We start from the raw sequence: 24014 nt of genomic DNA, 5'->3' as shown, positions 1-24014 counted from the left end.
TAAAAATATGAAGAAGTCAGCAATTAGAATATTCCTTGTACTATTGGTTCTTTTAGAAATGGGTTGCGGTTCATTAAAAAAATCAAAAAAACCTTTCGATACCAAGCAGAACGAAGTTTTTATTGATTCTATGATGCATAATGCACTTGAAAAAAGTTTTTTTCCGGGAGCTCAAGTTATTGTAGGTAGTAAAGATTCAATTTTCATTTCAAAAAATTACGGCTACCATGATTACTCAAAAAAAGAAGTAGTAAAAGAAGAAGATGTCTATGATTTGGCTTCTATGTCTAAAGTGTTAGGAGGGACTCTTGTAGCCATTCGTTTAGTTGGAGAAAATAAAATTAATTTAAATGATAAAGTAGGTGATGTAGTAGGGATTTATAAAAACACAGCTATAAATGATTTAACACTTTTTGAATTATTAACGCATACAACGGGACTTACTCCATCGATTACTTTTTATCAAAGTTTGTTGTCTACATCTGATGGGTTACCATTTTTAAATAGTCAAAAATCGGAGAATTATCCTGAGCTATTTGACAATATGTATGTAAATATAAATATAGTGTATGATGAGAACTATTTGTCATTCGAACCAAAAGAAAATTATATTCAGATTTATAAAAACATGTGGTTAAATCCTGAATTTTATAAAACAGTCTATGAAAAAATAGGGGCAGCCAATACTAGTCCACGAGGGAATTATTTATACAGTGACCTAAATTTGATTCTTGTAAAACAAATGATTGAGTCAAAAACGGGAATGAAACTAGATCAACTGGCAAAAGGAATTTATAGTGAATTAGGTATTTCAAACATTGGATACAATCCCTTAAAGTGGACATCTGAGAAAAATGTGATCCCTACTGAAATTGATAATTTGTTCAGAAAAGATACGATAAAAGGCTATGTTCATGATGAAGCAGCGGCGATTTTTGGCGGCGTTTCGGGGAATGCCGGATTATTTGCAAATGCGACATCCATCTCTGCTATTTGTCACATGTTGTTAAACAAAGGAAAATATCAAGGAAAACAAATTCTAAAAAAGAAGGTTGTAAAAGCATTTACAAAATCACCCTTAGTCAAAAAAGGAATTTATCGCGGACTGGGTTTTGATAAACGAAAACCAGATGCTTTTTATAAGAAAAATGATTTTGGTCATACTGGTTTTACTGGAACTTTTTTCTTTTTGAATCCTGATAATGAAAGATTCTTAATCATTCTTACTAATCGTGTCAATCCTAGTCGCACTAATAGACTAATTTATAAAGATAATTTTACTGCTAAAATTTGGAAGGAAATAAATGGCAATAATTAAATTGGCGCTATGTAAAAACCAATTCTAGTTTGTATTTTGGTTGGTTCAGTTTCTTTTGGATAAAAACACAATCTCCGCTAAGTATTTCGAATGCTTTTGAGAAATAATTAGCGCTTTTTAACTTTTAAGAGATGGGATTTGTGCCTTTTTGAAAGCTCATTTTTACAACGGAATTGTTATTGCATTTTTTTTAATTTTTATCGGCATTCTTAATTACAGGATTGACTTTTTAAATCACTGATAATTATATATTTGACTTTTTATTATTGTCTAATAAATAATAAGGGTCGTATCATTAGAATTTGAAATTGTTTTATACATTTGGTTTTTAAATAAAACTTACGTTATTACTATAATAATGGAATATTATTTACAGGATGATAGTTTTTAATGTAAAAATTTAATGCATGGCATTTTCAAGTTTATTTCGTAAGAAGACCGTTCAGGATATCTTAAAACAGATTGAAAAAAATGAAGCCGACGGCCACGCAACGCTAGGTCGTTATTTAACGGCAAGAGATTTGACCGCTTTTGGTATTGCTGCAATAGTAGGTGCGGGTATTTTTAGTACCATTGGTAAGGCTAGCTCCGATGGAGGCCCTGCTGTCATTTTCCTTTTTTTATTTACGGCTCTTGCCTGTAGTTTTGCTGCCTTTGCTTATGCAGAGTTTGCGTCTATGGTACCCGTTTCTGGAAGTGCGTATACATATTCCTATGTTGCCTTCGGAGAATTGATTGCGTGGATTATTGGGTGGGCATTAATCATGGAGTATGCCATTGGGAATATTACGGTTGCCATATCTTGGAGTGATTACTTTACAGGACTCTTAGAAAGTATGGGGATTCATCTACCGCAATGGATTCAGATGGATTATCTAACCGCATCAAACGGATTTAAAGACGCAACAGCATTAATGCAAAGCGGAAAATCATACGAGAATTTAAGTGAAGGATTAAAAGCAGCATACACCGCTTGGACTACTTCGCCAACATTAGGTGTTTTCCACTTTGTGGCCGACTTACCTGCCTTATTTATTGTCATATTGATTACGGCTTTAGTATATCGTGGAATGAAAGAATCACGCAACGCCAGTAATGTGATGGTTGTCGTGAAGTTGTGTATTATCCTTCTGGTAATCTCAGTGGGGGTGTTTTATGTAGATACTGATAATTGGACTCCTTTTGCTCCTAACGGTGTAAGCGGAGTTTTGAAAGGCGTATCGGCGGTTTTCTTTGCCTATATTGGTTTTGACGCTATCTCTACGACTGCCGAGGAATGCAAGGATCCACAGCGGGATTTACCACGTGGTATGATGTGGGCAATCATAATATGTACTATCTTATATATTGTTGTTGCGTTAGTGTTAACGGGAATGGTAAATTACACTGAGTTAAATGTGGGTGATCCTTTAGCGTTTGTATTTCATAAATTAGATTTAAAATGGATGTCTGGTATTGTTGCGGTAAGTGCCGTGATTGCGATGGCTAGTGTTTTATTGGTTTTTCAAATGGGGCAACCGCGTATTTGGATGAGTATGAGTCGTGATGGTTTATTACCAAAACGTTTCTCCAGAGTGCACCCTAAATTTAAAACACCATCCTATGCCACTGTGGTAACTGGTTTTGTAGTGGCTGTCCCGGCCTTGTTTTTAAACTTGACTATGGTTACTGACTTATGCAGCATTGGGACATTATTCGCCTTTGTATTGGTTTGTGCAGGAGTCTTGGTATTGCAAAATAAAACGGATATACCAAGAGGGAAATTTAAAACACCCTATGTAAATTCAAAATACGTTATTCCTTTTATGTTGGCAGCAGGACTATATTTTGCTTTCAATTATAATAATAAAGCAACAATGGACTTTCTTACTAATGAAACCCAAGTAAACAACGCTACTGATATTATCACTTCTCTAAATAAAGAAGAATCTAAAAAAGTGTATGATTACCTAGTGAGTATTGGAGCACAAAAAACGACTGATGCGACTTTGGATTTAGAAAATTTGTTGAGTCAGTACCAAAAAGAGGATGTTAAATACGCCGCTGTTGTGGCAGGACTACCAATAGATAATGCGCTTAAATATGAAAGTGGTCTTAGCTTGTTTAAACACAAAATCCCAATGTGGATTTTCCTTATTGTTTTGGTTGGACTTACGTTCTGGTCTTTCAGTGAAAACTTATCTTTAATTCCATTACTAGGACTAGTGAGCTGTTTGTATATGATGGCCGAACTAAGTGTTTGGAACTGGATTTATTTCACGGCCTGGTTGCTTATAGGACTAATGATTTACTTTGGCTTTAGCCGAAAAAATAGTAAACTGAATTTGAAAGAAGCATAAGAAATAGAGTAATTATAGTAAAGCCGTCTTGATTAAGTTCTAGACGGTTTTTTATGTTTGGTTGTTTTGAGAATTAAATGAGTAAAAAGGTATTTTTGAAAAAAGAATATGCGAAAAGAGCTTTGTATTTGATGTTATGTACTAGTTATTAGCTAGTTACTGCCAAAAACACGCAGAATGAAAGAAATAATAAGAAATTGACAGTTATTAGTGAAAATTGGTATTAAATAGCTAAAAAGAGTTTAAATAACTAATTAAAAAGATAAGATTAACGTAAAAATTATAGATACAAAAGTGGAAAACCCAATAACAAGTACTCAAATGAATAACAAAACAAAATTTGCTATTCTTCCAATTATAATTTGTACGGTTACGACAACATTAGCATTTGGATTATTATATATAACTTTAAATTCATCTAAAGCAGGGATTCTTATTCCTCTACTTTTATTGATATTCGTAATTTATTTTTTTTTAAATGAATTCAGAACTAAAGCTCATAAAATAGAAATCCAAAATGAAAAGATTATAGTAAAGAAATATTTTGGACTTGGAAAAAAAAAGTTTTTTAAGTTAAAGGATTTAGAAGGATTTAATGTCTTAATTCAACCAAGTAAATCAGGTTGTTATGAATATATTTTTATACTTAATGAAGGAAAACGAATTGCTTCAATTTCAGAATTTTATCATAGAAATTATATAACTATGAAATCTGCAATTGAGAAAAAAATTAAATATTTGGGACAAACCGAATATAAATTTAAAAACGAATATAAAGAGATGTTTAAATAAAAATAATAACTGCCAGCAGAAACTTCAAAAGTTTACGGCTAAATCGTATTTCCGACAAAAATAACCGGTTACTAACCGCCATTTAGCGAGATTGTGGGTTTAGTGGAATTAACGTTTCGCATCAAGTTTTCGTTAAGCCGAAAATTGAGCGGTTACGAACTATACTGTTGCTAATCGCCGTTTGGCAAGATTGCGAATTTTGTAGTAAATTCACGTTTACGTTTCGCAATAAATTTTATCTTTAACGGAAAATAATCGGTTACGAATTTCCAGCCATCTCAAAGTGGCAAAACGTTATAACCAATGCTAAAAAAAAACGAGGAGAATTTAATAAGAATAAATATCAATATGGACAGCAGGGACAAGATAGAACATGACCTCATTAAAGAAATAATGGAACCAAAGCAGGAATTCCATTACATAAATTCTTTAAAAGATACTGACGACAAGACACGTGAGCAACTGACACAAGAATTAGTCAATGCTTATAAAGTAATTTTTACTCAAAATGAAGAAAAAGGAAAGCGAGTAGCCGAGTTAATTATCGCTAATTTGGAGTTGGATTTTCAAACCGAAGAGAAAAAGAAACGGGCAGCCGAATTAGTAATTGCTAATATAGAACTTGCCTTTCAAAGCGCGGAGAAAGCGAAACGTGCGGCTGAATTGATAATTGCTAATAAAGAGCTAACGTATCAAAACGAAGAAAAAGAAAAGCGGATTGCAGAATTAGCCAAAATAAAAAATAAATTGGAACAATTAATTTATCAATATAAGGATAGAGAACTAGATATAGTTGGATTTAAGAAGGAAATAAATGAGCTATTTTTAAAGGCTGGCGGCGAATCAAAATATATTATTTAATTCGTAATGATACGTTTTAGCTTGACAATGACAACAGTTTGACAAGAGAAATAAAAGCACATGGCTATAACAAAGGCTATATGTAATAAGGGTTTTTGTGCTAATTTAAGCATTCTATCCCGCGCTAAGTTCTGTGTAACTGGACAGGAAATTAGCCCGCAATACCTTATTGCATATAGCCTCATCCGTCAAACTGTCTAAAATCCTAAAACAAGTCTCTTAGAATTTGAGATTTTTACAAGATAGCAACCCGAATACAAAATGTAAAAACGGAGGTTATTACAGAGACTGACGTTAGCAGAAAGTTTACAAGAACCGCAAACAAAACGAAAATGGAATCAATAGTTCAATATTTAAGAGAGGAAAAAAACTTAACCCAAACTGAACTTGCCGAAAAAAGTTGACTTTCGCTAAGAACAATTCAAAGGATTGAGGCAGGTAATATCCCAAAAGGATATACCTTGAGAGCTCTTGCAAGTGTCTTTGAAACGGAACCTGAAAAGCTAATTCCCTCCAAAGAAATTATAAAACTTGACAGAGCAAAATTGATTAATTTTTCTAGTCTATTTGGACTTATAATACCTTTTGGAGGAGTTGTATTTCCTTTGATTTTGACGTACAAAACAAAGGACACAAAAAACAAGGAATTGGGAAAAAGCATTGTAAGTGTTCAAGTCATTTTAGGTGTTGCACTCGCTGTTTCTCAAATCGCAAGTCCGTTTATTCAAAAAGGATTATCACTACATTTTCCACTCTTTATATTTCCATTATTGTTGATTATTTGCTTGAAATTATTGGTGGTTATTATAAACGGTATTAGTTTAAACCAAAGAAACGATTTACATAAAAATTTAAAAATCAATTATTTGTAAAATTTGTCAGTCTATTGACGTAAAATTGGCGTATTACTTTTGCAAAAAAAAGTTTTCTAAAGTTGAAATTTGTAAAAAAAGCAAATGAAAATTTTAAAGAAAATTATGTTGACTTTTATGGTCGTTTTGGTTTTAGCTGTACTTGGTGGCTATATTTATTTTGACCAAAAATTTACTCCAGAAAAAAATTATTTGACAGCCGAAAATGAAAGTGGTTCTATTCCATTTACGTGGTTGGGTACAGAAAAAAACGTATTGTTGCTTCCCATACATTTTGAAGGCGACACAGCAACCTATTATTTGCAATTTGATACAGGTTCGCCCTACACTATTTTTTACTCAAAATCAATTAAAAATATCCGTCAAATATATACAAATGAAGAAGTTGCAAAAACATCTTTTTATATTGGAAAAACAAAAATCACTTCTGATAAATTCAAAATTTATAATCTCGGAAATGACCATAATAATGACTCCCTAAAAATAATTGGGACTATTGGAGCAGATATTCTGGAAGACAGGAAAACACTCATCAATTTTAAAGAAAATTATATTGCTTTAAATTTATCAAAAGTGCCCACTCAATTTCAAACCAAACTCTTTGATTTTAAATTCAAAAATAGAAGAATCATCGTTAGAAGTTTATTAAATGGGAAAGATAATAAATTTTTATTTGATTCGGGTACAAGTGCCTATGAATTATTAACCAGCAAAGAAGTATGGGAAAACTTGAAATTACCCAACTCAAAAGTAAACATCGAAAAAGGACAATCGTGGGATAAAGTTTTAACTGTTTACACAGCAAACTGCAACCAAAAAATACAAATTTTCAACCACGAAATACCTTTAAATAATGTTACTTATGTAGAGGGATTTTCTCAAGCCCAATACTCAATGATGAAATTTTCTGGTATGACAGGTATGTTGGGAAACAAATTATTTTTAGACAATAGTTTGTACATTGATTGTACACAAAACAAAATGGGAATAGAATAATAAAATCTTCTGATAGCAGCCGTTTAGCAAGATTGCGAATTTTGTGAAAAATCACATTTACGCTTGAAAAATAAACGGTTACGAAGCTCGCTAAGCGTCCTGCCGTTAGAATTTAGTTTCGCAAAACCAACTAAAGAATCAACAATAAAAGTTTAAAATTGATTGGAATTTAAAAATAGTAATTTATTTTTAAAAGCATTTGTAATTGCTTTTTTTTCTCATTAATTGGAACGTTATTGAAATTAAATCATGTTGAAAATTCCTCAATCATTCTAGGTATTGGAGTTATTTCAACGGTAATCTATATAATTATTGGAAGTTGCTAAGTAAATAGTTCTACTAAAATAATAAGCTCCGATAAAGTATTGTGGACCATTGGATTTGTACTATTCAGTTTATTGGGTTGGATTATCGTACTTGACAAAAAGGGAAAATATTGTTTAAAAAGAACTCCAAAGAGAAAAACAGCAGTCTAAACGTAGATTTGCGATAGCGCAATCAATACAATAGAAACTAATGCCAACGCAAGACCCACATAGTTTCGTTTACTCATTTTTTCTTTAAAAACGAGAATACCTAAAAGGCTCCCCAGAATAATAACACCCATATTCATTGCGGCAAAAACAGTTGAGGGATTTTCAGCAAAAGCTTGATGGGCTTTTAGATAGAAAAGGATATTACCAAAGTTAAAAGCACCTACCAATCCGCCGAAAAGGATGTTGATGGCGCTTAATTTTGTTTTTCGTACCATAAGATCATATAAACTGGTCACAATCATTAGCGTTAGGGCTATTGCGAAAATCACAAATAGCGAACTCGTAAATGGAAGACTAGTGTATAAGGCTATTTGTTTAAAAAGGATGTCTATAACTCCAAAACCAATTAGCACTGCAGCAGGATACATCCATTTATTGTTGGTATTGGCTGCCGGTTTAGAAAGGATTAGCAATAGGGCAGGCAGACCTATCGAAAAGGCCGTTATCTTTAATAGATTGAAATCTTCTTTAAAAATAAGCCAGGCTGCAAGTAGCGGTATGAAAAGCGAAAGCCTTTGGGCTGCATCGGTTTTTACGATTCCCATATGTTTTATAGAGGCTGCCAAAAAGATAAATATCGAAGGCATCAAAATTCCTAGTGTGATATAGATGGACCATGGTGCTGTGTGATCTATGGCATTCAAATCTGGGCTAAAAGTAAAGAAACACAATACTAAAGCAAAAAGATAATTCCAACTGACAATTTGAATAACACTGATCGTATAGTTTCGCGATAGTTTAAAAATAACACCTACAGTCACACTGCATAAAATACTTAATATAAGAAATAACATAGAATGGCAATTAGGTAATGAAAAACAGATAGTAGTTGGTTATCAGCGTTTTTTTATTTTTATAAAAATCCATTATAGAACTAAAAAAACTCCAGCATAACTGGAGTTTGATAGGTATAAGAAGAAACGAATTACGCTTCTTCCATGGTATGATATACGTTCATTACGTCATCATCTTCTTCTATTTTTTCAATCAATTTTTCTACATCAGCCATTTCAGCTTCTGTTAGTTTTGTAGTGTTTTGAGGAATTCGTTCAAAACCAGAAGAAAGGATTTCTAGATTGCGATTTTCAAGCTCTTTTTGGATAGTTCCAAAACTTGTAAAAGGCGCATAAATTAATATTCCGTCTTCATCTTCAAAAACTTCTTCAGCACCAAAGTCAATTAATTCCAACTCTAATTCTTCAGGATCAAGTCCATCTGCAGGAATACGGAAGTTACAGGTATGGTCAAACATAAATTCAACAGAACCTTGTGTTCCCATAGTACCATTGCATTTGTTGAAATAACTTCTCACATTAGCAACAGTTCTATTATTATTGTCAGTAGCCGTTTCAATTAAAAGTGCAATCCCATGAGGAGCATAACCTTCAAACAAAACTTCTTTATAATTTGCAGTATCTTTATCAGTAGCTTTTTTAATAGCACGTTCTACATTTTCTTTAGGCATATTTGCAGCCTTTGAATTCTGAATAACTGCTCTTAATCGTGAATTAGCTTCAGGATTTGGTCCGCCTTCCTTAACGGCCATTACAATGTCTTTTCCAATTCTAGTAAATGCTTTAGCCATTGCTGACCAACGTTTCATTTTTCTCCCTTTTCTGAATTCAAACGCTCTTCCCATTTCTTATTTATTATATTGAACTGCAAAAATACAGTTATTCCTTATTTATACCAAAAGCCTCTTCTGTTCTTTTTATTAAATGTTGGTAATATTCCCTTTTCGTTATTTTTTGACGGAATTCAAATCATTAATTATCGCAATCGCTTCATTTAAATAATGATTTTTTTTCACATTTTTCAGTTGGAATTCATTATTTGCTTTTTCCGAAGGGTTAATACTCAGCAAATAATTATTAAGGTTTGAATTATGAATTATCAAATTGTTACTTTTTGTATCGAATGCATTAATTTCCTCCCACATCGCATTGATTTCAGATTGGTCTTTAATAACTGCAGTAAGAGTCAGTGGTCGAGGTGATTTTGGCGTGTTTACTAAATCTTCAATTTTTTTATTCAGTTTTTTTGTTTCATCGAAATAGGAATTAGCAGCGATTCTATCCGTACTTCTTTTTGCGATTTTTGCCATCGCACTATTTTTAATGAATTGCTTATAAACAATGGAAGATGTAATACTGTCATTTTTAAAAGCAGTAGGGTTGTTGCACTCCTTAGGATATAGGACTTCGTAAATTTCAGGAACTACTACATTAGGAATAATTCCAGTAGCTTGATTACTTTTTCCGTTGATCCTATAAAATTTATTAATGCTGACTTTTACAAAGTTTTCATTATCATTAGGTTCTAATGGCATTATGGACTGCATAGTGGCTTTACCTACGGTTGTACTTCCCATCAACAGCGCCCTATTGTAGTCTTGTAATGCCGAAGCAAAAAACTCAGTCGCTGAAGCCGAATTCCCATTAACCAATAGCACTATAGGATCTTTGTAAATCATTCCCGGATAAGGATCAATTATAATGCTTTGCTCATTTTTATTATCTACTATAATGGATATAGGTCCGTTATCGATAAACATTCCTGCTAATTTTATGGCTTCTTCCATCGAGCCTCCTCCATTGTCTATCAGATCTATAATAACACCCTGAATACTGTCTTTTTGTAGTTTTAGTACTTCCAGCGCCGCGTCTTCAGAACAGCCTTTGCCGCTATTTCCTTCAAAGTCAGTATAGAAACTAGGAATTTTTACATAACCGTAGCGGCGGTTTTTATGTACAATAATAAAACTATAAACAGCATTACCTTCGTCTTTTAATAGCTTCTTTTCTACAAGTACCTTAAAGTTTTTACCAGAGCTTCTTCTTAGGGTTAGCATGATTTTTTTATTAGTATCCGAGAGAATCATATTCGAAATAGATTCTAAAGTGGCGCAAGAAACCTGTAATGTTTCTTTTAGGTTGGAAACGGCAATGATTTGATCCCCTTTTTTTATTCCGCCAGTTTGAAAGGCAGGACCATCGGGATCTATTTTGATGATTATAATTTCATTGCGATCATTCAAGTTTACGTTCATCCCCATAGACAAATGTTCTTTTGATAAGGAAGCTACAAAATTAGATTTGGTATCGACGTTGAAGTACGCAGAGTGTGGATCGAAATAAGAGCAGAAATTATCAAATAAATTTTCTTCAAAACCGGATTCTTTTTGCAAAATCACGTTTATTTTGCAAATTTCGTTTGCTATAATTAGTTTTTTAGATGCTGATTCTACGGTGTTAAATGCTGCTGTAATAGAATCTAGATTAGTGTTCTGAGAAACAATATCATCAAGAATTTTATATTTTATGTTTTTTCTCCAGGCAGTTTCGACTTGGTCTTCTTCTAGATAAAATGGAAATGCTTTTTTATAAAACCGAATCGTATCTTTAACATTATATCCAATCGTATCAGTCTTCATTTTTTCTAAAATAGCTCTGTTTCGCAATAGTCCATTTTTATAGACCGTTATAATATCAGGCAGGAAAGAACAATCGTTTCGCTGGATTAAATTATCGATATTCAATCTGTATTTAAGCGATAGGGATTGGTATTCTGATTTTAGTAAAATATTTCTGGAAGGATCGAGTGCATCAATAAAGCTATCAAAGACAAAAACAGATAAACTATCGTCAATTGGTTTTGGCTGAATATGCTTACTTTGAATAAGCGTATTAACTTTAGAAAGTAAAACACAAGTTTTAGTATCACTTTGGGCGATAAGCGAAAATGTACATAAGAAAAAGACCAGTGAAATTATTTTCATCTCCGCTTTATTAATTTCGAAAAAAGCTAAAAATTAAGCAATTTTGCTTAATTATAAAGTTACATAAAGACTTGGATTTAAGCTATTTTTTTCAGAACTATTTAAATCTAATGTTTTGCTGTAAAAAAGGAAGATATTATAAAAAAGAAACCGCTTATTCACTATTTAAAAACATACCAAAAAGCATGTAATTTAAATAGTGAATGAGCGGTTATCGAATAAATATTAATTTATTTCTTGTAGAAAGGTAATTTTACCACTTTAGCAGGAACGTCATTTTTACGAATTCTGATATAGATATCATTATCCAATACGCTATTTGCTACAGTTACATAACCCAGTCCAATTCCTTTGTTCATTGATGGTGACATTGTTCCAGAAGTTACAATCCCAATCACAGATCCGGTTCCGTCTACAATTTCATAGTCGTGTCTTGGTACCGCACGTTCTTGCATTTCAAAAGCAACGAGTTTTCTGGAGACACCTTCTTCTTTTTGCTTTTTCAGGTTTTCAGAGTTAGTGAATTCTTTGGTAAATTTAGTAATCCAGCCCAATCCTGCTTCAAGTGGAGAAGTCGTGTCGCTAATGTCATTTCCGTACAAACATAAACCCATTTCAAGACGCAACGTATCTCTTGCGGCTAATCCAATTGGTTTGATTCCGAAAGCCGCACCAGCTTCAAATACTTTGTTCCATATTTGTTCCGCATCTTCATTCTTGCAATAGATTTCAAAACCTCCAGAACCAGTGTATCCCGTTGCGGATATAATTACATTGTCAAGTCCTGCGAAATCCGCCACTTCAAAATGGTAATATTTGATAGCTGACAAATCTATTGAAGATAATGACTGCATTGCTTCAACTGCTTTTGGCCCTTGAATTGCCAATAAAGAATAGTCTTCAGATATGTTTTTCATGTCGACACCCAAATCATTTTGAGCCGAAATCCAATTCCAGTCTTTTTCAATATTCGAAGCATTTACAACTAATAAATATTCCTCCTCTTTCATCTTGTAGATTAACAAATCATCCACAACGCCGCCGTCATTGTTAGGCAAACAAGAATATTGCGCTCTACCAACAGTCAATACTGATGCATCATTTGAACTCACTTTCTGAATCAAAGCCAAAGCATTTGGTCCTGTAAGCAAGAATTCTCCCATGTGTGAAACATCAAAAACACCTACAGCATTTCTAACCGTTTCATGTTCAGCATTCACCCCTTCATATAAAATAGGCATATTGTATCCGGCAAACGGAAGCATTTTTGCTCCCAAACTTTCGTGTATGTGCGTCAGCGCAGTATTTTTCATTGTGTATGTATATAAAATTTGAAGTGGCTAATTTATTGAAAAATTATCATATTTAAGGCATCAAATATGTAAATTCAATAGTATTTAGGAGCCATTTCCACCTATCCATTGCAATCTTTTACTTTTTAAAGAAAAAAGTAAAAGGATTTTCATTACTATCTGGGCTAGGGCATTTCATTTCTCCATTAATTTTGTAATTTTAAACAAATAATTCAAAATGATGCAGCCCATATTCATAGATAAGAACGAAATCATAAAACGCTACAAACCCATTGACTCCCAAACCCACAAAGGAATTCAAGGGCACGCATTAATTATTGCAGGAAGTTATGGAAAGATTGGTGCAGCTGTATTAGCTTCAAAATCCTGCCTAAAAACAGGTTGCGGACTCGTAACGGCCTACGTTCCTGAATGTGGTTATGAGATTTTGCAAATTTCAAATCCTGAAGTAATGACACTAACGGATAAAAGTGAAAAATACATTTCGAATATGACATTCGACATAAAACCACAAGCGATTGGTATTGGTCCAGGTTTAGGACAAGAAACCGAAACGCAAAAGGCAGTTCATGATTTCCTAAAAAAGAATACAGTTCCGCTAGTAATAGATGCTGATGCATTAAATATTTTGTCAAAAAATGCAGCATGGTTTACATTATTACAACCCAAAACAATCCTAACACCGCATCCCAAAGAACTAGAACGCTTAATAGGTAAATGGAGTACGGACGAAGAAAAATTATATAAAACAATTACCTTTTCTAAACAATATAATTTGGTTATTGTGATGAAAGGGGCACCCACGCATATTATTGATGGGGGAACTGTTTATGAAAACACAACTGGAAATGCGGCTTTGGCAACTGCGGGAAGTGGCGATGTCTTAACGGGAATTATTACAAGTTTAGTAGCGCAATCCTATGAGCCAGTTGACGCTGCCATCCTGAGCGTTTATCTTCACGGACTAACGGCCGATATCGCTTTGCCAAAAACGGGCTATCAGTCCTTCATCGCTTCAGACATAATTAAATATTTAGGGAAAGCGTTTTTGAGTATTACAAAATAAAAGCCCTAAAAAAGGGCTTTATTAAATCTTATATTTTCAATTCGTTAAACAAATCAATTAAACTAGTATCTGAAGGTCTGGGAGCGTTGGAATTTACAATGTTTCCATTTGGATCGATAAGAATGAATCTAGGGATTCCTTGAATTTCGTATTCTTTTATAAATTTAGAATCCCATTCCTTATCTGCCAATAATTGAATTCCTCCTAATTGTTTTGTATTTACAAGATTACTCCATTTTACTCGGTCTTTAACATTATCAATTGAGATGCTAACAAACTCAATATTTTTGCCATGATACTGTTCTTCCACTTTTTGTAGGGCTGGTACTTCCTGAAGGCATGGGCCACACCAGGTCGCCCAAACATCAATATAAACATATTTTCCCTTCAGACTTTCTAAAGATGTTTTTCCACCTTTTTGGTTTTCATAATCGAATTTTGGAGACGGATTGCCAATTTCTAATGCTTTTATATTATTATAAAGAATAGTAAGATTTTCTTTTAATTTTGGATTATTTGTAGTTGAAAGATATTCTTGGTATATTTTTTCATAATTGGCATTATCAATGTTCACGTCATAAATCAAATTTTGAATGATGAAATTCTTAAGATTTTGACTTTTTACCGCTTTAATAGCCGTGATTTTAGCTGTAGTGAAGTCAATATTTGTTCCATCATCTTTTAGATTATTCAAGAATTTCAATGTAGCCATTTTTTGGTATTCATTTGAAAACAAAAAATCAGCATCATTGTCTAGATCCATGTTGCCGTCAAATTCTGGAAATTTATCAGAAACTTCAAATCCATTCAAATGGGCATGATAAGCATGCGAATATTTGTAATATAAAAAGTGTTTCTGCCCTAAATAATGAATGTTTGCAACCTCTTTTTCTTTAAAGTAGGCATTAGAAAATTTAGTTTTATTGTACAATGCTGAAATAGCAGTTTTAATTTCATTGACTTTTTTCAAGAACGCTGGCTCATCTAGTTTATACAATTCTTCATCTGAAACTTGAGAAGTTATAAGAGATTTTTGGGTAATATATTGATTCTCTATACTTCCATTTCCGCTATATTTTAAAGAGGAAAGAAACGTTTTGTCATCAGTACTAAGACTTAGTTTTGTTCCTTTTGATAAATAAAGGGGTATAGTGTTGTTACCAGTTTCAAGACTGTAAATTCCATCATATGGAATCATTATATTTTCTGAAAAAGTCCCGTCAGCTTTTAATTTGATTTCTTTCTCAAAAGATTGTCCTTTAATGGTAATTTGCCCATTCTTCGTATTTGTGATTTTCCCTGAAATTGTTATTGGCTCATTTGAAGTTGTAAACGAAGCAAAAACTAAAATCAGCAAGAGATAGATACTTTTTTTCATGGGTTGTTTTTTTAGGATCAATCAAATGTAAGGTAAATTCTTATAAAAAATGAATTAATTTGATGATTAAGAATAACGAGTATTGTTATAATTTCATTAATTTAACGCCCGAAACACTTTGCCCGCAGCAGGTTAACAGTCTTTTATCCTTTGGATATTATAAAGTATTTGGAAAAGCATTTTTAAGTTTAGAAAATATATAATGAAAAGTAGAATTAGCATGAAAAAATATAAACTACTAGTTGTTCTATTTATTTTAATTTCCTGTTCTCCAAAAGACAGAATTATGGAGGGAGATTTAGCTTTTAAATCCGTTGAAGTATTTAATTATTATAACCTGAATCAAAAGAATATTACTAAATGGGAAAATATTTTGGATAGTATACGTCAAATAAAGGCTCCTAATAGTAATGATTTACATCTTTTAGAATATTTTGATAATTTAAAAAAATATAAAGTCATTACGTCTCCTTGGGTTAGGGTAAAGTTTAATGATTCTGTCAGAATAGTATATTTTGATGAGGTAGATTATAAATTGCTAAAGCCTTATGTTTCTCATGATTTAGTGAATAATAATAGGAAAGTGACATTAAAAATGAATATAAAAGTAAGAGATGAGTCTATTTATTATTGCAAGCAACTTCTATCGATAAAGAAAAGCAAAGGGAAAACCTATACTAGTAAGTAGTAGGATTTTTAATGCTTCCAGTAAAATCCACTCAACTTATTTGTAAGTTTGCACTTTAGTAAATTCCGAATATGAAAACCAACTTCAATCTTCGAACCGTAAATGTTACGCGGTACATCACTCCTTTGCGCGAAGGGGGTTCTTTGCCTGCTTTGGCGGAAGCCGATGACGATTTTAAATATGTCCTTAAATTTAGAGGTGCCGGTCACGGCGTCAAAGCCTTAATCGCTGAATTGATTGGTGGTGAAATTGCTCGCGCTTTGGGAATGAAAATGCCTGAATTAGTTTTTGCTAATCTGGATGAAGCTTTTGGTAGAACAGAGGCCGATGAGGAAATTCAGGATTTATTGCAAGGAAGTCAAGGAATGAATCTGGCACTACATTTCCTTTCTGGCGCAATCAATTTTGATCCTGTGGTAACAGTTGTTAATCCAGTATTGGCTTCACAAATTGTTTGGCTAGATGCTTATATAACAAATGTTGACCGTACCTTCAGAAATACCAATATGTTGATTTGGCATAAAGAATTATGGCTAATTGATCATGGGGCAAGTTTGTATTTTCATCACTCTTGGACCAATTGGGAAAAACATGCGCAGAGTCCGTTTGCACTAATCAAAGATCACGTATTGTTGCCACAAGCATCAGTCTTAGCTGAAACGGATGCAGCTTTTAAACAATTATTGACTCCAGAAGTGTTAGAAGGAATAGTAAACCTAATTCCAGAGGATTGGTTGCAGTGGGAAGAGGTAGAAGATACGGCAGCTGAATTGCGGAATGTATATTTACAGTTCCTATTGACCAGATTAAATCATTCAGAAATTTTTATTAAAGAAGCCCAAAATGCAAGAGAAGCACTTATATGAGTATGCCGTAATTCGGGTTGTGCCTAGGGTAGAACGCGAAGAATTCCTCAATGTAGGGATTGTCCTTTTTTGCAAAAAAGCTAAATTTATTAAGGTACTTCATTCTCTTAATGTCGAAAAAGTACTTTCACTGTCAGTAGAAGCTGACGTAGAACAAATTCAACTTAATTTATCCGCATTCGAAAAAGTTGGGCACGGAACCAAAGATGGAGGGCCAATTGCTTTGATGGATATTCCATCTCGTTTTCGTTGGTTAACGGCTTTACGTAGTTCTGTAATTCAAACTTCAAGACCGCATCCAGGATTGTGTGATGATTTAGAAAAAACAAGCCAACGCTTATTTACAGAGTTTGTTCTGTAAAGCATAAATTTCAAAGGGCGATACGCATTATTTTATCGCCCGAAAAATCATATAATTTTTTTCTCCAGCACCATAAATTCTAAAGGTTGCTCTACGATTGAAATATGAATATCGCTTTCTGGGAAAGCTTCTCTAGCACCAGTATCTGCATAACCGTGGCGTTTGTACCAGTCAATCAACTCCGTTCTAATAGCGATAACAGTCATGATAATTGTAGGTAAACCTAATGCCTGAGCATGAACTTCGGCCTGTTGTAATAATTTTTTTCCAATACCGCTATTTTGCAACTCAGGTGATACCGTCAACATGCCTAAATAGAGTTGTTGTTCTTTTTCGACCAGCAAAACACAACCTATAATCCGGTTGTTCTCTGTGAATTTTAGCAACGTATTTTTACTGGTACTGATAATTTCCTTCAGTTCGGCATCGTTGGTTCGACTGCCTTCTAGTATGTTGGCTTCGGTGGTCCATCCTTTTTTAGAAAATTCCCCACGGTACCCCGAGTTGATTAATTTATTTAATTCTGAAACGTCTTCTAGTGTTGCTACTGTAATCATGTGGGAAATACTGAATTGTGATTTTGTAGTTACAAATATAAATAAAAAGAGAATCAAAATGGATTTAGCGGGATTTCTTATTAGGTGATAATTAGGATTTGGGCGTAACCCAAAAGCAGAAATGTTTGGGACTGATGAACGTGGCTGCAGCTTTTGGGTCGGGCTTTTGGCTTAATCTTTATTTTTTGAAGGAAAAAAATAAAGGATAACGCCGCAATCCCTTACGCGAGTCACGCAATACGATTGGGCTAGTACAATACAAAGAAGAATTTCAAGTGACTATTTACTTTCTACAATCAACTAAATCGCTTTTTTTGGAAATACTTTGGCGCCTTTAGCACATTATTACTAGAAAAAGAACGAGTTACTTCCTTTAGGAATATTAGTTTTCTTGTCTCTTATTTTAATGTTCAAAGAGCTGAGGTAATTGCGAAAACAAGCTCCTTTTAATACAAAGAGGATTGAAATTAAGATATTCACAACTAGACGGTATTGTTTTTTGCGTTTTGATTCTTATTTATCCATCTAGAATTCATATTTTCGTGATAACCAATTCATTGAAAAAATAATGATAAAAATTTTTACAAATAGATATTGCGGATTGTTATTAATTTTAATTTGCTTTGGAGTTTCGGAATCGATTTTTGCACAGAAAAACAGCGATAAAGTTATAAGAGTAGGGGTGTATGATAATCCTCCGAAAATATTTTATAATGAAAATGATAAACCTGAAGGTGTTTTTATTGATCTTATTAAAGAAATTGGAAAGGCAGAAAATTTGAAACTGGAATATGTCTTTGATACCTGGGACAATCTTTATAAAAAGTTACAAAAAGGGGAGATTGATGTGCTACCTGATGTTGTATACTCAGCGCAACGAGATTCTATTTTTAGCCTGAACAAACTACCTGTGCTAACTTCTTGGTTAGAAGCGTTTTCGAGAAAAGAACTCAAATTAAATTCAGTACTAGAACTGAATAATTTGAAAGTAGGTGTATTAAAGGGCTCCATTCAAGAAACTCAAATGCGAGATGTGGTGCCTAAAGACTTTAATATAGCATTTAATCTTTATACATACGATAATTATACTAGTTCTGCAAAGGCACTTAAGAATAGTGAAATTGATATATTAGTCGCCGACCGATTTTTTACTTTTTCAAACCTATTTGACGAGAATATAGTACCTACAGGAATAATAATCAGGCCCTCGGCACTGCATTTTGCATTTACAAAAAATAAAAATAAGGCATTGGTTGAATTGTTTGATAAAAACATCTCAATTCAAAAAAATGATGCTAATTCAGCCTATTATAAGTCACTGTTTTATTGGTTAGAAAGAGATTCTGCTAAGTGGATTCCAAGTTATATAAAATGGTTATTGCTTATTATTTTTATCGTTTTAATTATTTCAGTTTCTTTCGCACTATTACTACGAAAAAAAGTAAAAATTAAAACATACGAACTCAACAAAGAAAAAGAAAAGGCAGAAGAAAGCCAAAATCAGTTAAAATTAATTGCAGATAATTTAGTAAACGGAATGATTTATCAAATAGTTACACTTGATGAAAACAGAAGAAAATTTAATTATGTGAGCGATGGGGTTGTTAAACTTTATGGATGTACAGCAGCAGAAGTAATTGAGGACCCTAGCTTAATTTACAGAAGGATTCATCCGGATGACATAGAAATAATGAAAGTAGCAGAAATAAAGGCTATAAATACGATGTCTAATTATATTACAGAAGTGCGAGTAATAAATCCAGACGGAAGTATTAGATGGGCTTATTCTGTTGCAAAACCTAGACTCATTGGTGGTTTGGTATGCTGGGATGGTATAGAATATGATATTAGCGAAAGGAAACAATTAGAGATAGACCTTAATATGGAAAAAGAAAAGGCAGAAGAGTCAGACCGATTAAAATCTTCTTTTCTTGCTAATATGAGTCACGAAATCCGTACCCCTATGAACGGAATATTAGGTTTTGCGGATTTATTGAAAGAACCCAATCTAAAAGGGAAAAAGCAACGAAAGTACATTAAGATTATTGAAAAAAGTGGTTTAAGAATGCTCAATATTATTAATGATATTATTAATATTTCGAAGATTGAGTCGGGCCAAATGGAAGTTCATCTGCAGATGACTAATATTAATGAACAATTAGAATATATCTACACTTTCTTTACTCCAGAGGCAGAAAAAAAAGGGATTAAATTATCTTATAAAAATGCTTTGCCTTTTAACGAAGCAGTCTTAACAACAGATCGCGAGAAAGTATTTGCGATACTTACAAACTTGGTTAAAAACGCGATCAATCATACCGAAAAAGGAGGAATAGAATTTGGCTATACGGTAAAAGATAGCTTTCTTGAATTTTATGTAAAAGATACAGGAATTGGAATACCAAATGACAGACAAAAAGCTGTTTTCGAACGATTTATTCAAGCCGATATTGCTAATAAGATGGCGCTGCAAGGAGCGGGTTTAGGGTTGTCAATTTCTAAGGCTTATGTGGAAATGTTAGGTGGCTCAATCTGGCTTGAATCTAAGGAAGGAAAAGGAACCGTGTTTTATTTTACACTTCCATTTATGGTTGATGCAACTATAGAAAAAATAAGTACTGTGGATGTTGTATTTCCTGCTGAGGTTAGCTGTAGTAAAAAGTTGAAAATTGTTATTGCCGAAGATGATGCAGTATCAGAGATGCTAGTTTCTAAAGTGGTTAAAGGTTTTGGAAGGGAAATTGTCAATACAAGAAATGGATTAGAAGCAGTAGAAGCTTGTCGTAATAATCCTGATACTGATTTAGTACTAATGGATATTCAGATGCCAAAAATGGGAGGTTATGAGGCAATTACCGAAATACGAAAGTTCAATACAGAAGTAGTGATAATTGCACAAACAGCTTATGCTTTTGCAAGTGACATGGAAAAAGCAATTGAGTCAGGGTGCAATGATTATATTACAAAACCGATTAAAGCTGAAGAATTAAAATATTTAATTTCTAAATACTTCCCAGATTAAGTGTAAGTAGTCTAAAATAAGGGCTACTCTTTGTCTGTTCCTCAAATAGATTTGCGATATAGTTTCAGTCCTATGTTTGATAGGATCAAAACTATTAATCTAGCAAAAAAGGTAGGGTAAACAAATAGAAAAATCTACTTCGATAAAAAAGGATGCGAGTTACTTCTTAGATATTTAACCTTTTATTAAATATTCACTTTAGATTCGGCATACATATTAATTTTAGTACTTCGCTTTTCTTTATTAATAACATCGGATCTTACCATCAGAATGCTTTAGTGTTTAAAGACTGGATGCATCGGTTATTGACACTTTATTTGTAGATTTTTAGTTAAAGCTTATAACATTATAATAAGTTTGACTCTAAGCTAATAAAAAGTAATATCTTTATGTAGTACAACAATTTAAAAAACAGAAGATTATGAAAAAATTAAATATTATTGGGATAGTAATGTTAGCTTTTTTGCTAAACACGACAGCAATGTTTGCTCAATCAAAGGCTAAGAAAAGGCAAATCATAGAAGACAGTAAGTTAGCAAAAGAGGAGTTTATTAAGAGTGATGCACTTATGGAGAGTCTTTTTGATAATGCTGCAGGATATGTTATTTTTCCTAATGTAGGAAAAGGGGGGTTAGGAATAGGTGCCGCAGCTGGTAATGGAGTTGTCTATGAAGGAGGTACTATTATAGGGATGGCAAAATTATCTCAATTAAGTATAGGATTTCAGGCAGGTGGTCAAGCTTATCGTGAAGTGATATTTTTTGAATCTCAGGAAGAATTAAATCGTTTTAAAGAAAGCCGATTTGAATTTTCTGCTCAAGCATCAGCAGTTGCTGTAACAGAAGGAGCTTCAACAAATGTAAAATATGCTGAGGGTGTTATGGTTTTTACGATGCAAAAAGGTGGGCTGATGTATGAAGCTTCAATTGGTGGACAGAAATTCAAATTTAACAAAATGTAGATTGCCTATCAATTCTAGAATTAACAAATAAAAAAAAGCGACTAACTTATCATAAGTTGGTCGCTTTTTTTGTGCGTTGTCTTTGTTGTAGAGAATGCGAAGTAATTTGCTATAAACTAGTTTTTACTTAATAAAACATCAGCATGTACAGCCACTTCGCTCCATGTTTTACTTACACCATCTTTTCCAGTATGCAATGCCTCACATGCTTTATTGATGGAAGCTACAGCTGCTAAACCATCCCAGTTTTCTAAATTCATTACCCCGTCAAAAGAAAGGCTAGTATCACTATTCGTTGTGTATTGTAAAGGAATATTTGCTGTTTTTCCGTTTAATAGTACATCTATAGAACAGGTGTTATCAGCAGCAACTTTAAACTCACCAGAAATAAGTTCTGTATTTTTCATTACTCCAAAAAAGAATTTTAAAATCTTAGGATCTCTAGTTCCCGTAGCGTCATTTGTAAACAAACTACTTACTGGAATAGTAAATTTAGTACCATTCAAAGCTTCTAAAGCCGTTTTTCCTTGTCCGGTATTTGTTAATGTTATTTCTTTAAATGTACCGCCAACAGCTACTTTTTCAGTTGTCTTATAAGCATCAAAACTTACTTTTGTAGAATCATTTACTACACTGTAAGTCCCTTCTGTAGTCTGAGTTTCTGTAGTGCTTTCTTCGGTAGTTTTTTTAGAATCTTTACAGCCAACGGCAGTAATAAGAATCATTGCCAAAGCAATTAGTTTTAAGTTTTTCATTGTACTATTCTTTTTTAAATGTTTAATGTAAAATTAGTCATAATAAGATAGACGAGAGACTTTATATAGAAAAGAGTACAAGGTAATTAATGTTAAATCTTACAAAACAGAATGTTAACACGTGTTAAAACGCCATAGTTATCGTAAACTAAAAACAGTTTTTATTTGGAGTTTAATCCAACAATAAATAAAAAGTAAGTAGATGATGTTTTATTTGTGCAAATTGCGGCCTGTCTACCTCCGCAGTTTTTCCGCAGAATGTCAGACTTAATTAAACAGCAAAATCATTTCACTCATTAATTATTTGATCTAATGATTTTTGGGCACTGATAATTTCTTTCTGATAGACCTTTCGCTTTTTTTGTCGTTTTATTTATTTAACAAGATTTTGACTGGGGTAAAAAGTCTTAAATTACTAAAATTTGTTATTGTTCCTTTTTAATATTAATAGGCATTTCGTTTAACGTTGTTCCGCCCTTTATACCAAAATCTAAAGTTCTGATAGGGAATGGAATCATGATGTCATTTGCGTCATACGCTTTCTTAATTCTAAGAATAGCTTCACTTCCTACTTTGTTGTAGACAGATTGTTCAGGAGTATTGATCCACATTCGTACCGATAAATTGACAGAACTATCACCAAATTCAACAAAGAAAACGTCGACCTTATGGTCTTGAGAAAGTTCTTCAATTCCACTTACAGCATCAAATGTAATTTGGCGTACTTTTTCTAAATCATCACCATAAGAGACTCCTACTATTAGATCAAAGCGCCTTTTTTGTAAGATGGTGTAGTTTTCAATAGGATTTTGAAAGACTTCTTTGTTAGGAATGATAACGGTTTTACCTTGAAAAGTTTCTACAACTGTATCACGAAGATTTATTTCTTTAACTTTACCCATGTAGTCTTTAATTTGTACAATATCACCAACTTTAAGTGGCTTTCTAAATGATATAAATATCCCCGACATGAAATTTGCAGCTATATCTTGAAAAGCAAATGCTAATGCCAATCCTAAAATTCCTGCACCAGCTAATATGGAAGTAACTGCTTTGTCCAGATTTAGGATAGTTAGCACGGTAAAAAGAACGATGCCAATGAATGAAGAATAAACTACTGAACTAAATAAGTTGTTAAGAGTGTGGTTATTAGAAATTTTTGAGAGTAGTTTTATAGTTACTCTACGAATGAACTTAGCGAAGTAAAACCCAAGTACTAGGACTACGGCTGCTAATACAATGTTAGGTAATAATTTGATCAGAGCTTCTCCCCAGTCGGTTAATTTGTCGGTAATTAGGTTAGTTATTTTATCTAAATCCATAAATATTTTTGATTTTAATGCTACAGTTAATAAGAGCTTCTAAAAATACTAATATAGTAAATGATTATTTTGTTCACAATTTAATAAATGTTGATTTTAATTATCTATCTGATAGTCAGTGATTTTTGTATGATTTAACTATTGATAAATTTTAAAATTCTATAAATAAGTAAATATAAAATAGGAAAGGGAAAACCATAAAAAAACGACTAAAAATCACTTCTCAGTCGTTT

At 32.9% G+C, this 24014-nt stretch carries 20 protein-coding genes; 12 read left to right on the top strand and 8 right to left on the bottom strand.

What is annotated here, in order from left to right:
• Positions 1-7 precede the first annotated feature (7 nt).
• The 6 genes from QO200_RS12600 to QO200_RS12575 all read left to right on the top strand — a co-directional run bounded on the left by QO200_RS12600 (position 8) and on the right by QO200_RS12575 (position 7178).
• A complete protein-coding gene (locus tag QO200_RS12600) occupies positions 8-1318 on the top strand; it encodes a serine hydrolase domain-containing protein (protein ID WP_371540732.1) in 1311 nt (436 codons plus the stop codon).
• 407 nt (positions 1319-1725) lie between these two features.
• Positions 1726-3657 (top strand): amino acid permease, encoded by a 1932-nt coding sequence (locus QO200_RS12595; RefSeq protein WP_371540730.1) that lies wholly within the window; start codon positions 1726-1728, stop codon positions 3655-3657.
• 321 nt (positions 3658-3978) lie between these two features.
• Complete coding sequence (locus QO200_RS12590) at positions 3979-4449, top strand: hypothetical protein (RefSeq protein WP_371540728.1); 471 nt, start codon at positions 3979-3981, stop codon at positions 4447-4449.
• Positions 4450-4752: 303 nt separating this feature from the next.
• Positions 4753-5310 (top strand): hypothetical protein, encoded by a 558-nt coding sequence (locus QO200_RS12585; RefSeq protein WP_371540726.1) that lies wholly within the window; start codon positions 4753-4755, stop codon positions 5308-5310.
• Between the two features lie 461 nt (positions 5311-5771).
• Positions 5772-6182: a DUF4870 domain-containing protein gene (locus tag QO200_RS12580; RefSeq protein WP_371540724.1), complete on the top strand. Its 411-nt coding sequence runs from the start codon at positions 5772-5774 to the stop codon at positions 6180-6182.
• 84 nt (positions 6183-6266) lie between these two features.
• Positions 6267-7178, top strand: a complete 912-nt coding sequence (locus QO200_RS12575; RefSeq protein ID WP_371540722.1) for a hypothetical protein — start codon at positions 6267-6269, stop codon at positions 7176-7178.
• Between the two features lie 472 nt (positions 7179-7650).
• Here the strand turns inward: QO200_RS12575 and QO200_RS12570 are convergent, their stop codons facing one another.
• The 4 genes from QO200_RS12570 to gcvT form a co-directional block, all read right to left on the bottom strand.
• Entirely contained in the window at positions 7651-8508 is an 858-nt protein-coding gene (locus tag QO200_RS12570; protein WP_371540720.1) for an EamA/RhaT family transporter, read from the bottom strand.
• Positions 8509-8639: 131 nt separating this feature from the next.
• Entirely contained in the window at positions 8640-9353 is a 714-nt protein-coding gene (locus QO200_RS12565; protein WP_371540718.1) for a YebC/PmpR family DNA-binding transcriptional regulator, read from the bottom strand.
• Between the two features lie 102 nt (positions 9354-9455).
• Positions 9456-11492: a S41 family peptidase gene (locus QO200_RS12560; protein ID WP_371540716.1), complete on the bottom strand. Its 2037-nt coding sequence runs from the start codon at positions 11490-11492 to the stop codon at positions 9456-9458.
• Between the two features lie 230 nt (positions 11493-11722).
• Positions 11723-12805: a glycine cleavage system aminomethyltransferase GcvT gene (gcvT, locus tag QO200_RS12555; protein WP_371540715.1), complete on the bottom strand. Its 1083-nt coding sequence runs from the start codon at positions 12803-12805 to the stop codon at positions 11723-11725.
• Between the two features lie 217 nt (positions 12806-13022).
• Between gcvT and QO200_RS12550 the strand changes: the two genes are divergently transcribed.
• On the top strand, positions 13023-13871 hold the full coding sequence (locus tag QO200_RS12550; protein ID WP_371540712.1) for an NAD(P)H-hydrate dehydratase: 849 nt from the start codon (positions 13023-13025) through the stop codon (positions 13869-13871).
• Positions 13872-13899: 28 nt separating this feature from the next.
• Here QO200_RS12550 and QO200_RS12545 read toward each other — a convergent pair whose 3' ends face one another.
• Positions 13900-15249 carry a TlpA family protein disulfide reductase gene (locus QO200_RS12545; protein WP_371540710.1) on the bottom strand — a complete coding sequence of 450 codons (1350 nt, stop codon included), beginning with the start codon at positions 15247-15249 and terminating at the stop codon, positions 13900-13902.
• A gap of 202 nt (positions 15250-15451) precedes the next feature.
• Between QO200_RS12545 and QO200_RS12540 the strand changes: the two genes are divergently transcribed.
• The 3 genes from QO200_RS12540 (at position 15452) to QO200_RS12530 (ending at position 17164) form a co-directional block, all read left to right on the top strand.
• A complete protein-coding gene (locus QO200_RS12540) occupies positions 15452-15937 on the top strand; it encodes a hypothetical protein (protein ID WP_371540708.1) in 486 nt (161 codons plus the stop codon).
• A 71-nt stretch (positions 15938-16008) separates the two neighbouring features.
• Positions 16009-16803, top strand: coding sequence for a HipA family kinase (locus QO200_RS12535; protein WP_371540705.1), 795 nt, complete (start codon positions 16009-16011; stop codon positions 16801-16803).
• The gene (locus QO200_RS12530; RefSeq protein WP_371540704.1) at positions 16781-17164 is read left to right on the top strand and encodes a DUF3037 domain-containing protein; all 384 of its coding nucleotides are present in this window, start codon (positions 16781-16783) and stop codon (positions 17162-17164) included. The genes QO200_RS12535 and QO200_RS12530 overlap by 23 nt, the downstream gene beginning before the upstream one ends.
• 47 nt (positions 17165-17211) lie before the next feature.
• On the opposite strand, the gene QO200_RS12525 is transcribed toward QO200_RS12530, so the two are convergent.
• Positions 17212-17721, bottom strand: a complete 510-nt coding sequence (locus QO200_RS12525; RefSeq protein WP_371540702.1) for a GNAT family N-acetyltransferase — start codon at positions 17719-17721, stop codon at positions 17212-17214.
• Positions 17722-18289: 568 nt separating this feature from the next.
• Between QO200_RS12525 and QO200_RS12520 the strand changes: the two genes are divergently transcribed.
• Positions 18290-20743, top strand: a complete 2454-nt coding sequence (locus QO200_RS12520) for an ATP-binding protein (RefSeq protein WP_371540700.1) — start codon at positions 18290-18292, stop codon at positions 20741-20743.
• A 421-nt stretch (positions 20744-21164) separates the two neighbouring features.
• Entirely contained in the window at positions 21165-21704 is a 540-nt protein-coding gene (locus QO200_RS12515; protein WP_371540698.1) for a YSC84-related protein, read from the top strand.
• A 116-nt stretch (positions 21705-21820) separates the two neighbouring features.
• On the opposite strand, the gene QO200_RS12510 is transcribed toward QO200_RS12515, so the two are convergent.
• Both QO200_RS12510 and QO200_RS12505 read right to left on the bottom strand, forming a co-directional pair.
• The gene (locus tag QO200_RS12510; RefSeq protein WP_371540696.1) at positions 21821-22459 is read right to left on the bottom strand and encodes a hypothetical protein; all 639 of its coding nucleotides are present in this window, start codon (positions 22457-22459) and stop codon (positions 21821-21823) included.
• Positions 22460-22884: 425 nt separating this feature from the next.
• Entirely contained in the window at positions 22885-23781 is an 897-nt protein-coding gene (locus QO200_RS12505; RefSeq protein WP_371540694.1) for a mechanosensitive ion channel family protein, read from the bottom strand.
• Positions 23782-24014 lie beyond the last annotated feature (233 nt).

The sequence above is a fragment of the Flavobacterium sp. Arc3 genome (assembly GCF_041431375.1).
Classification (GTDB): domain Bacteria; phylum Bacteroidota; class Bacteroidia; order Flavobacteriales; family Flavobacteriaceae; genus Flavobacterium.
The sequence above is the reverse complement of the archived record's forward strand: the minus strand, read 5'-3'. Positions and strand labels throughout refer to the sequence as shown.

Bases quoted from the DNA above. Each gene is read 5' to 3' on its own strand.
- QO200_RS12600 (WP_371540732.1), top strand. From the start codon at position 8: ATGAAGAAGTCAGCAATTAGAATATTCCTTGTACTATTGGTTCTTTTA.
- QO200_RS12595 (WP_371540730.1), top strand. From the start codon at position 1,726: ATGGCATTTTCAAGTTTATTTCGTAAGAAGACCGTTCAGGATATCTTA.
- QO200_RS12590 (WP_371540728.1), top strand. From the start codon at position 3,979: ATGAATAACAAAACAAAATTTGCTATTCTTCCAATTATAATTTGTACG.
- QO200_RS12585 (WP_371540726.1), top strand. From the start codon at position 4,753: ATGCTAAAAAAAAACGAGGAGAATTTAATAAGAATAAATATCAATATG.
- QO200_RS12575 (WP_371540722.1), top strand. From the start codon at position 6,267: ATGAAAATTTTAAAGAAAATTATGTTGACTTTTATGGTCGTTTTGGTT.
- QO200_RS12570 (WP_371540720.1), bottom strand. From the start codon at position 8,508: ATGTTATTTCTTATATTAAGTATTTTATGCAGTGTGACTGTAGGTGTT.
- QO200_RS12565 (WP_371540718.1), bottom strand. From the start codon at position 9,353: ATGGGAAGAGCGTTTGAATTCAGAAAAGGGAGAAAAATGAAACGTTGG.
- QO200_RS12560 (WP_371540716.1), bottom strand. From the start codon at position 11,492: ATGAAAATAATTTCACTGGTCTTTTTCTTATGTACATTTTCGCTTATC.
- gcvT (WP_371540715.1), bottom strand. From the start codon at position 12,805: ATGAAAAATACTGCGCTGACGCACATACACGAAAGTTTGGGAGCAAAA.
- QO200_RS12550 (WP_371540712.1), top strand. From the start codon at position 13,023: ATGATGCAGCCCATATTCATAGATAAGAACGAAATCATAAAACGCTAC.
- QO200_RS12545 (WP_371540710.1), bottom strand. From the start codon at position 15,249: ATGAAAAAAAGTATCTATCTCTTGCTGATTTTAGTTTTTGCTTCGTTT.
- QO200_RS12540 (WP_371540708.1), top strand. From the start codon at position 15,452: ATGAAAAGTAGAATTAGCATGAAAAAATATAAACTACTAGTTGTTCTA.
- QO200_RS12535 (WP_371540705.1), top strand. From the start codon at position 16,009: ATGAAAACCAACTTCAATCTTCGAACCGTAAATGTTACGCGGTACATC.
- QO200_RS12530 (WP_371540704.1), top strand. From the start codon at position 16,781: ATGCAAGAGAAGCACTTATATGAGTATGCCGTAATTCGGGTTGTGCCT.
- QO200_RS12525 (WP_371540702.1), bottom strand. From the start codon at position 17,721: ATGATTACAGTAGCAACACTAGAAGACGTTTCAGAATTAAATAAATTA.
- QO200_RS12520 (WP_371540700.1), top strand. From the start codon at position 18,290: ATGATAAAAATTTTTACAAATAGATATTGCGGATTGTTATTAATTTTA.
- QO200_RS12515 (WP_371540698.1), top strand. From the start codon at position 21,165: ATGAAAAAATTAAATATTATTGGGATAGTAATGTTAGCTTTTTTGCTA.
- QO200_RS12510 (WP_371540696.1), bottom strand. From the start codon at position 22,459: ATGAAAAACTTAAAACTAATTGCTTTGGCAATGATTCTTATTACTGCC.
- QO200_RS12505 (WP_371540694.1), bottom strand. From the start codon at position 23,781: ATGGATTTAGATAAAATAACTAACCTAATTACCGACAAATTAACCGAC.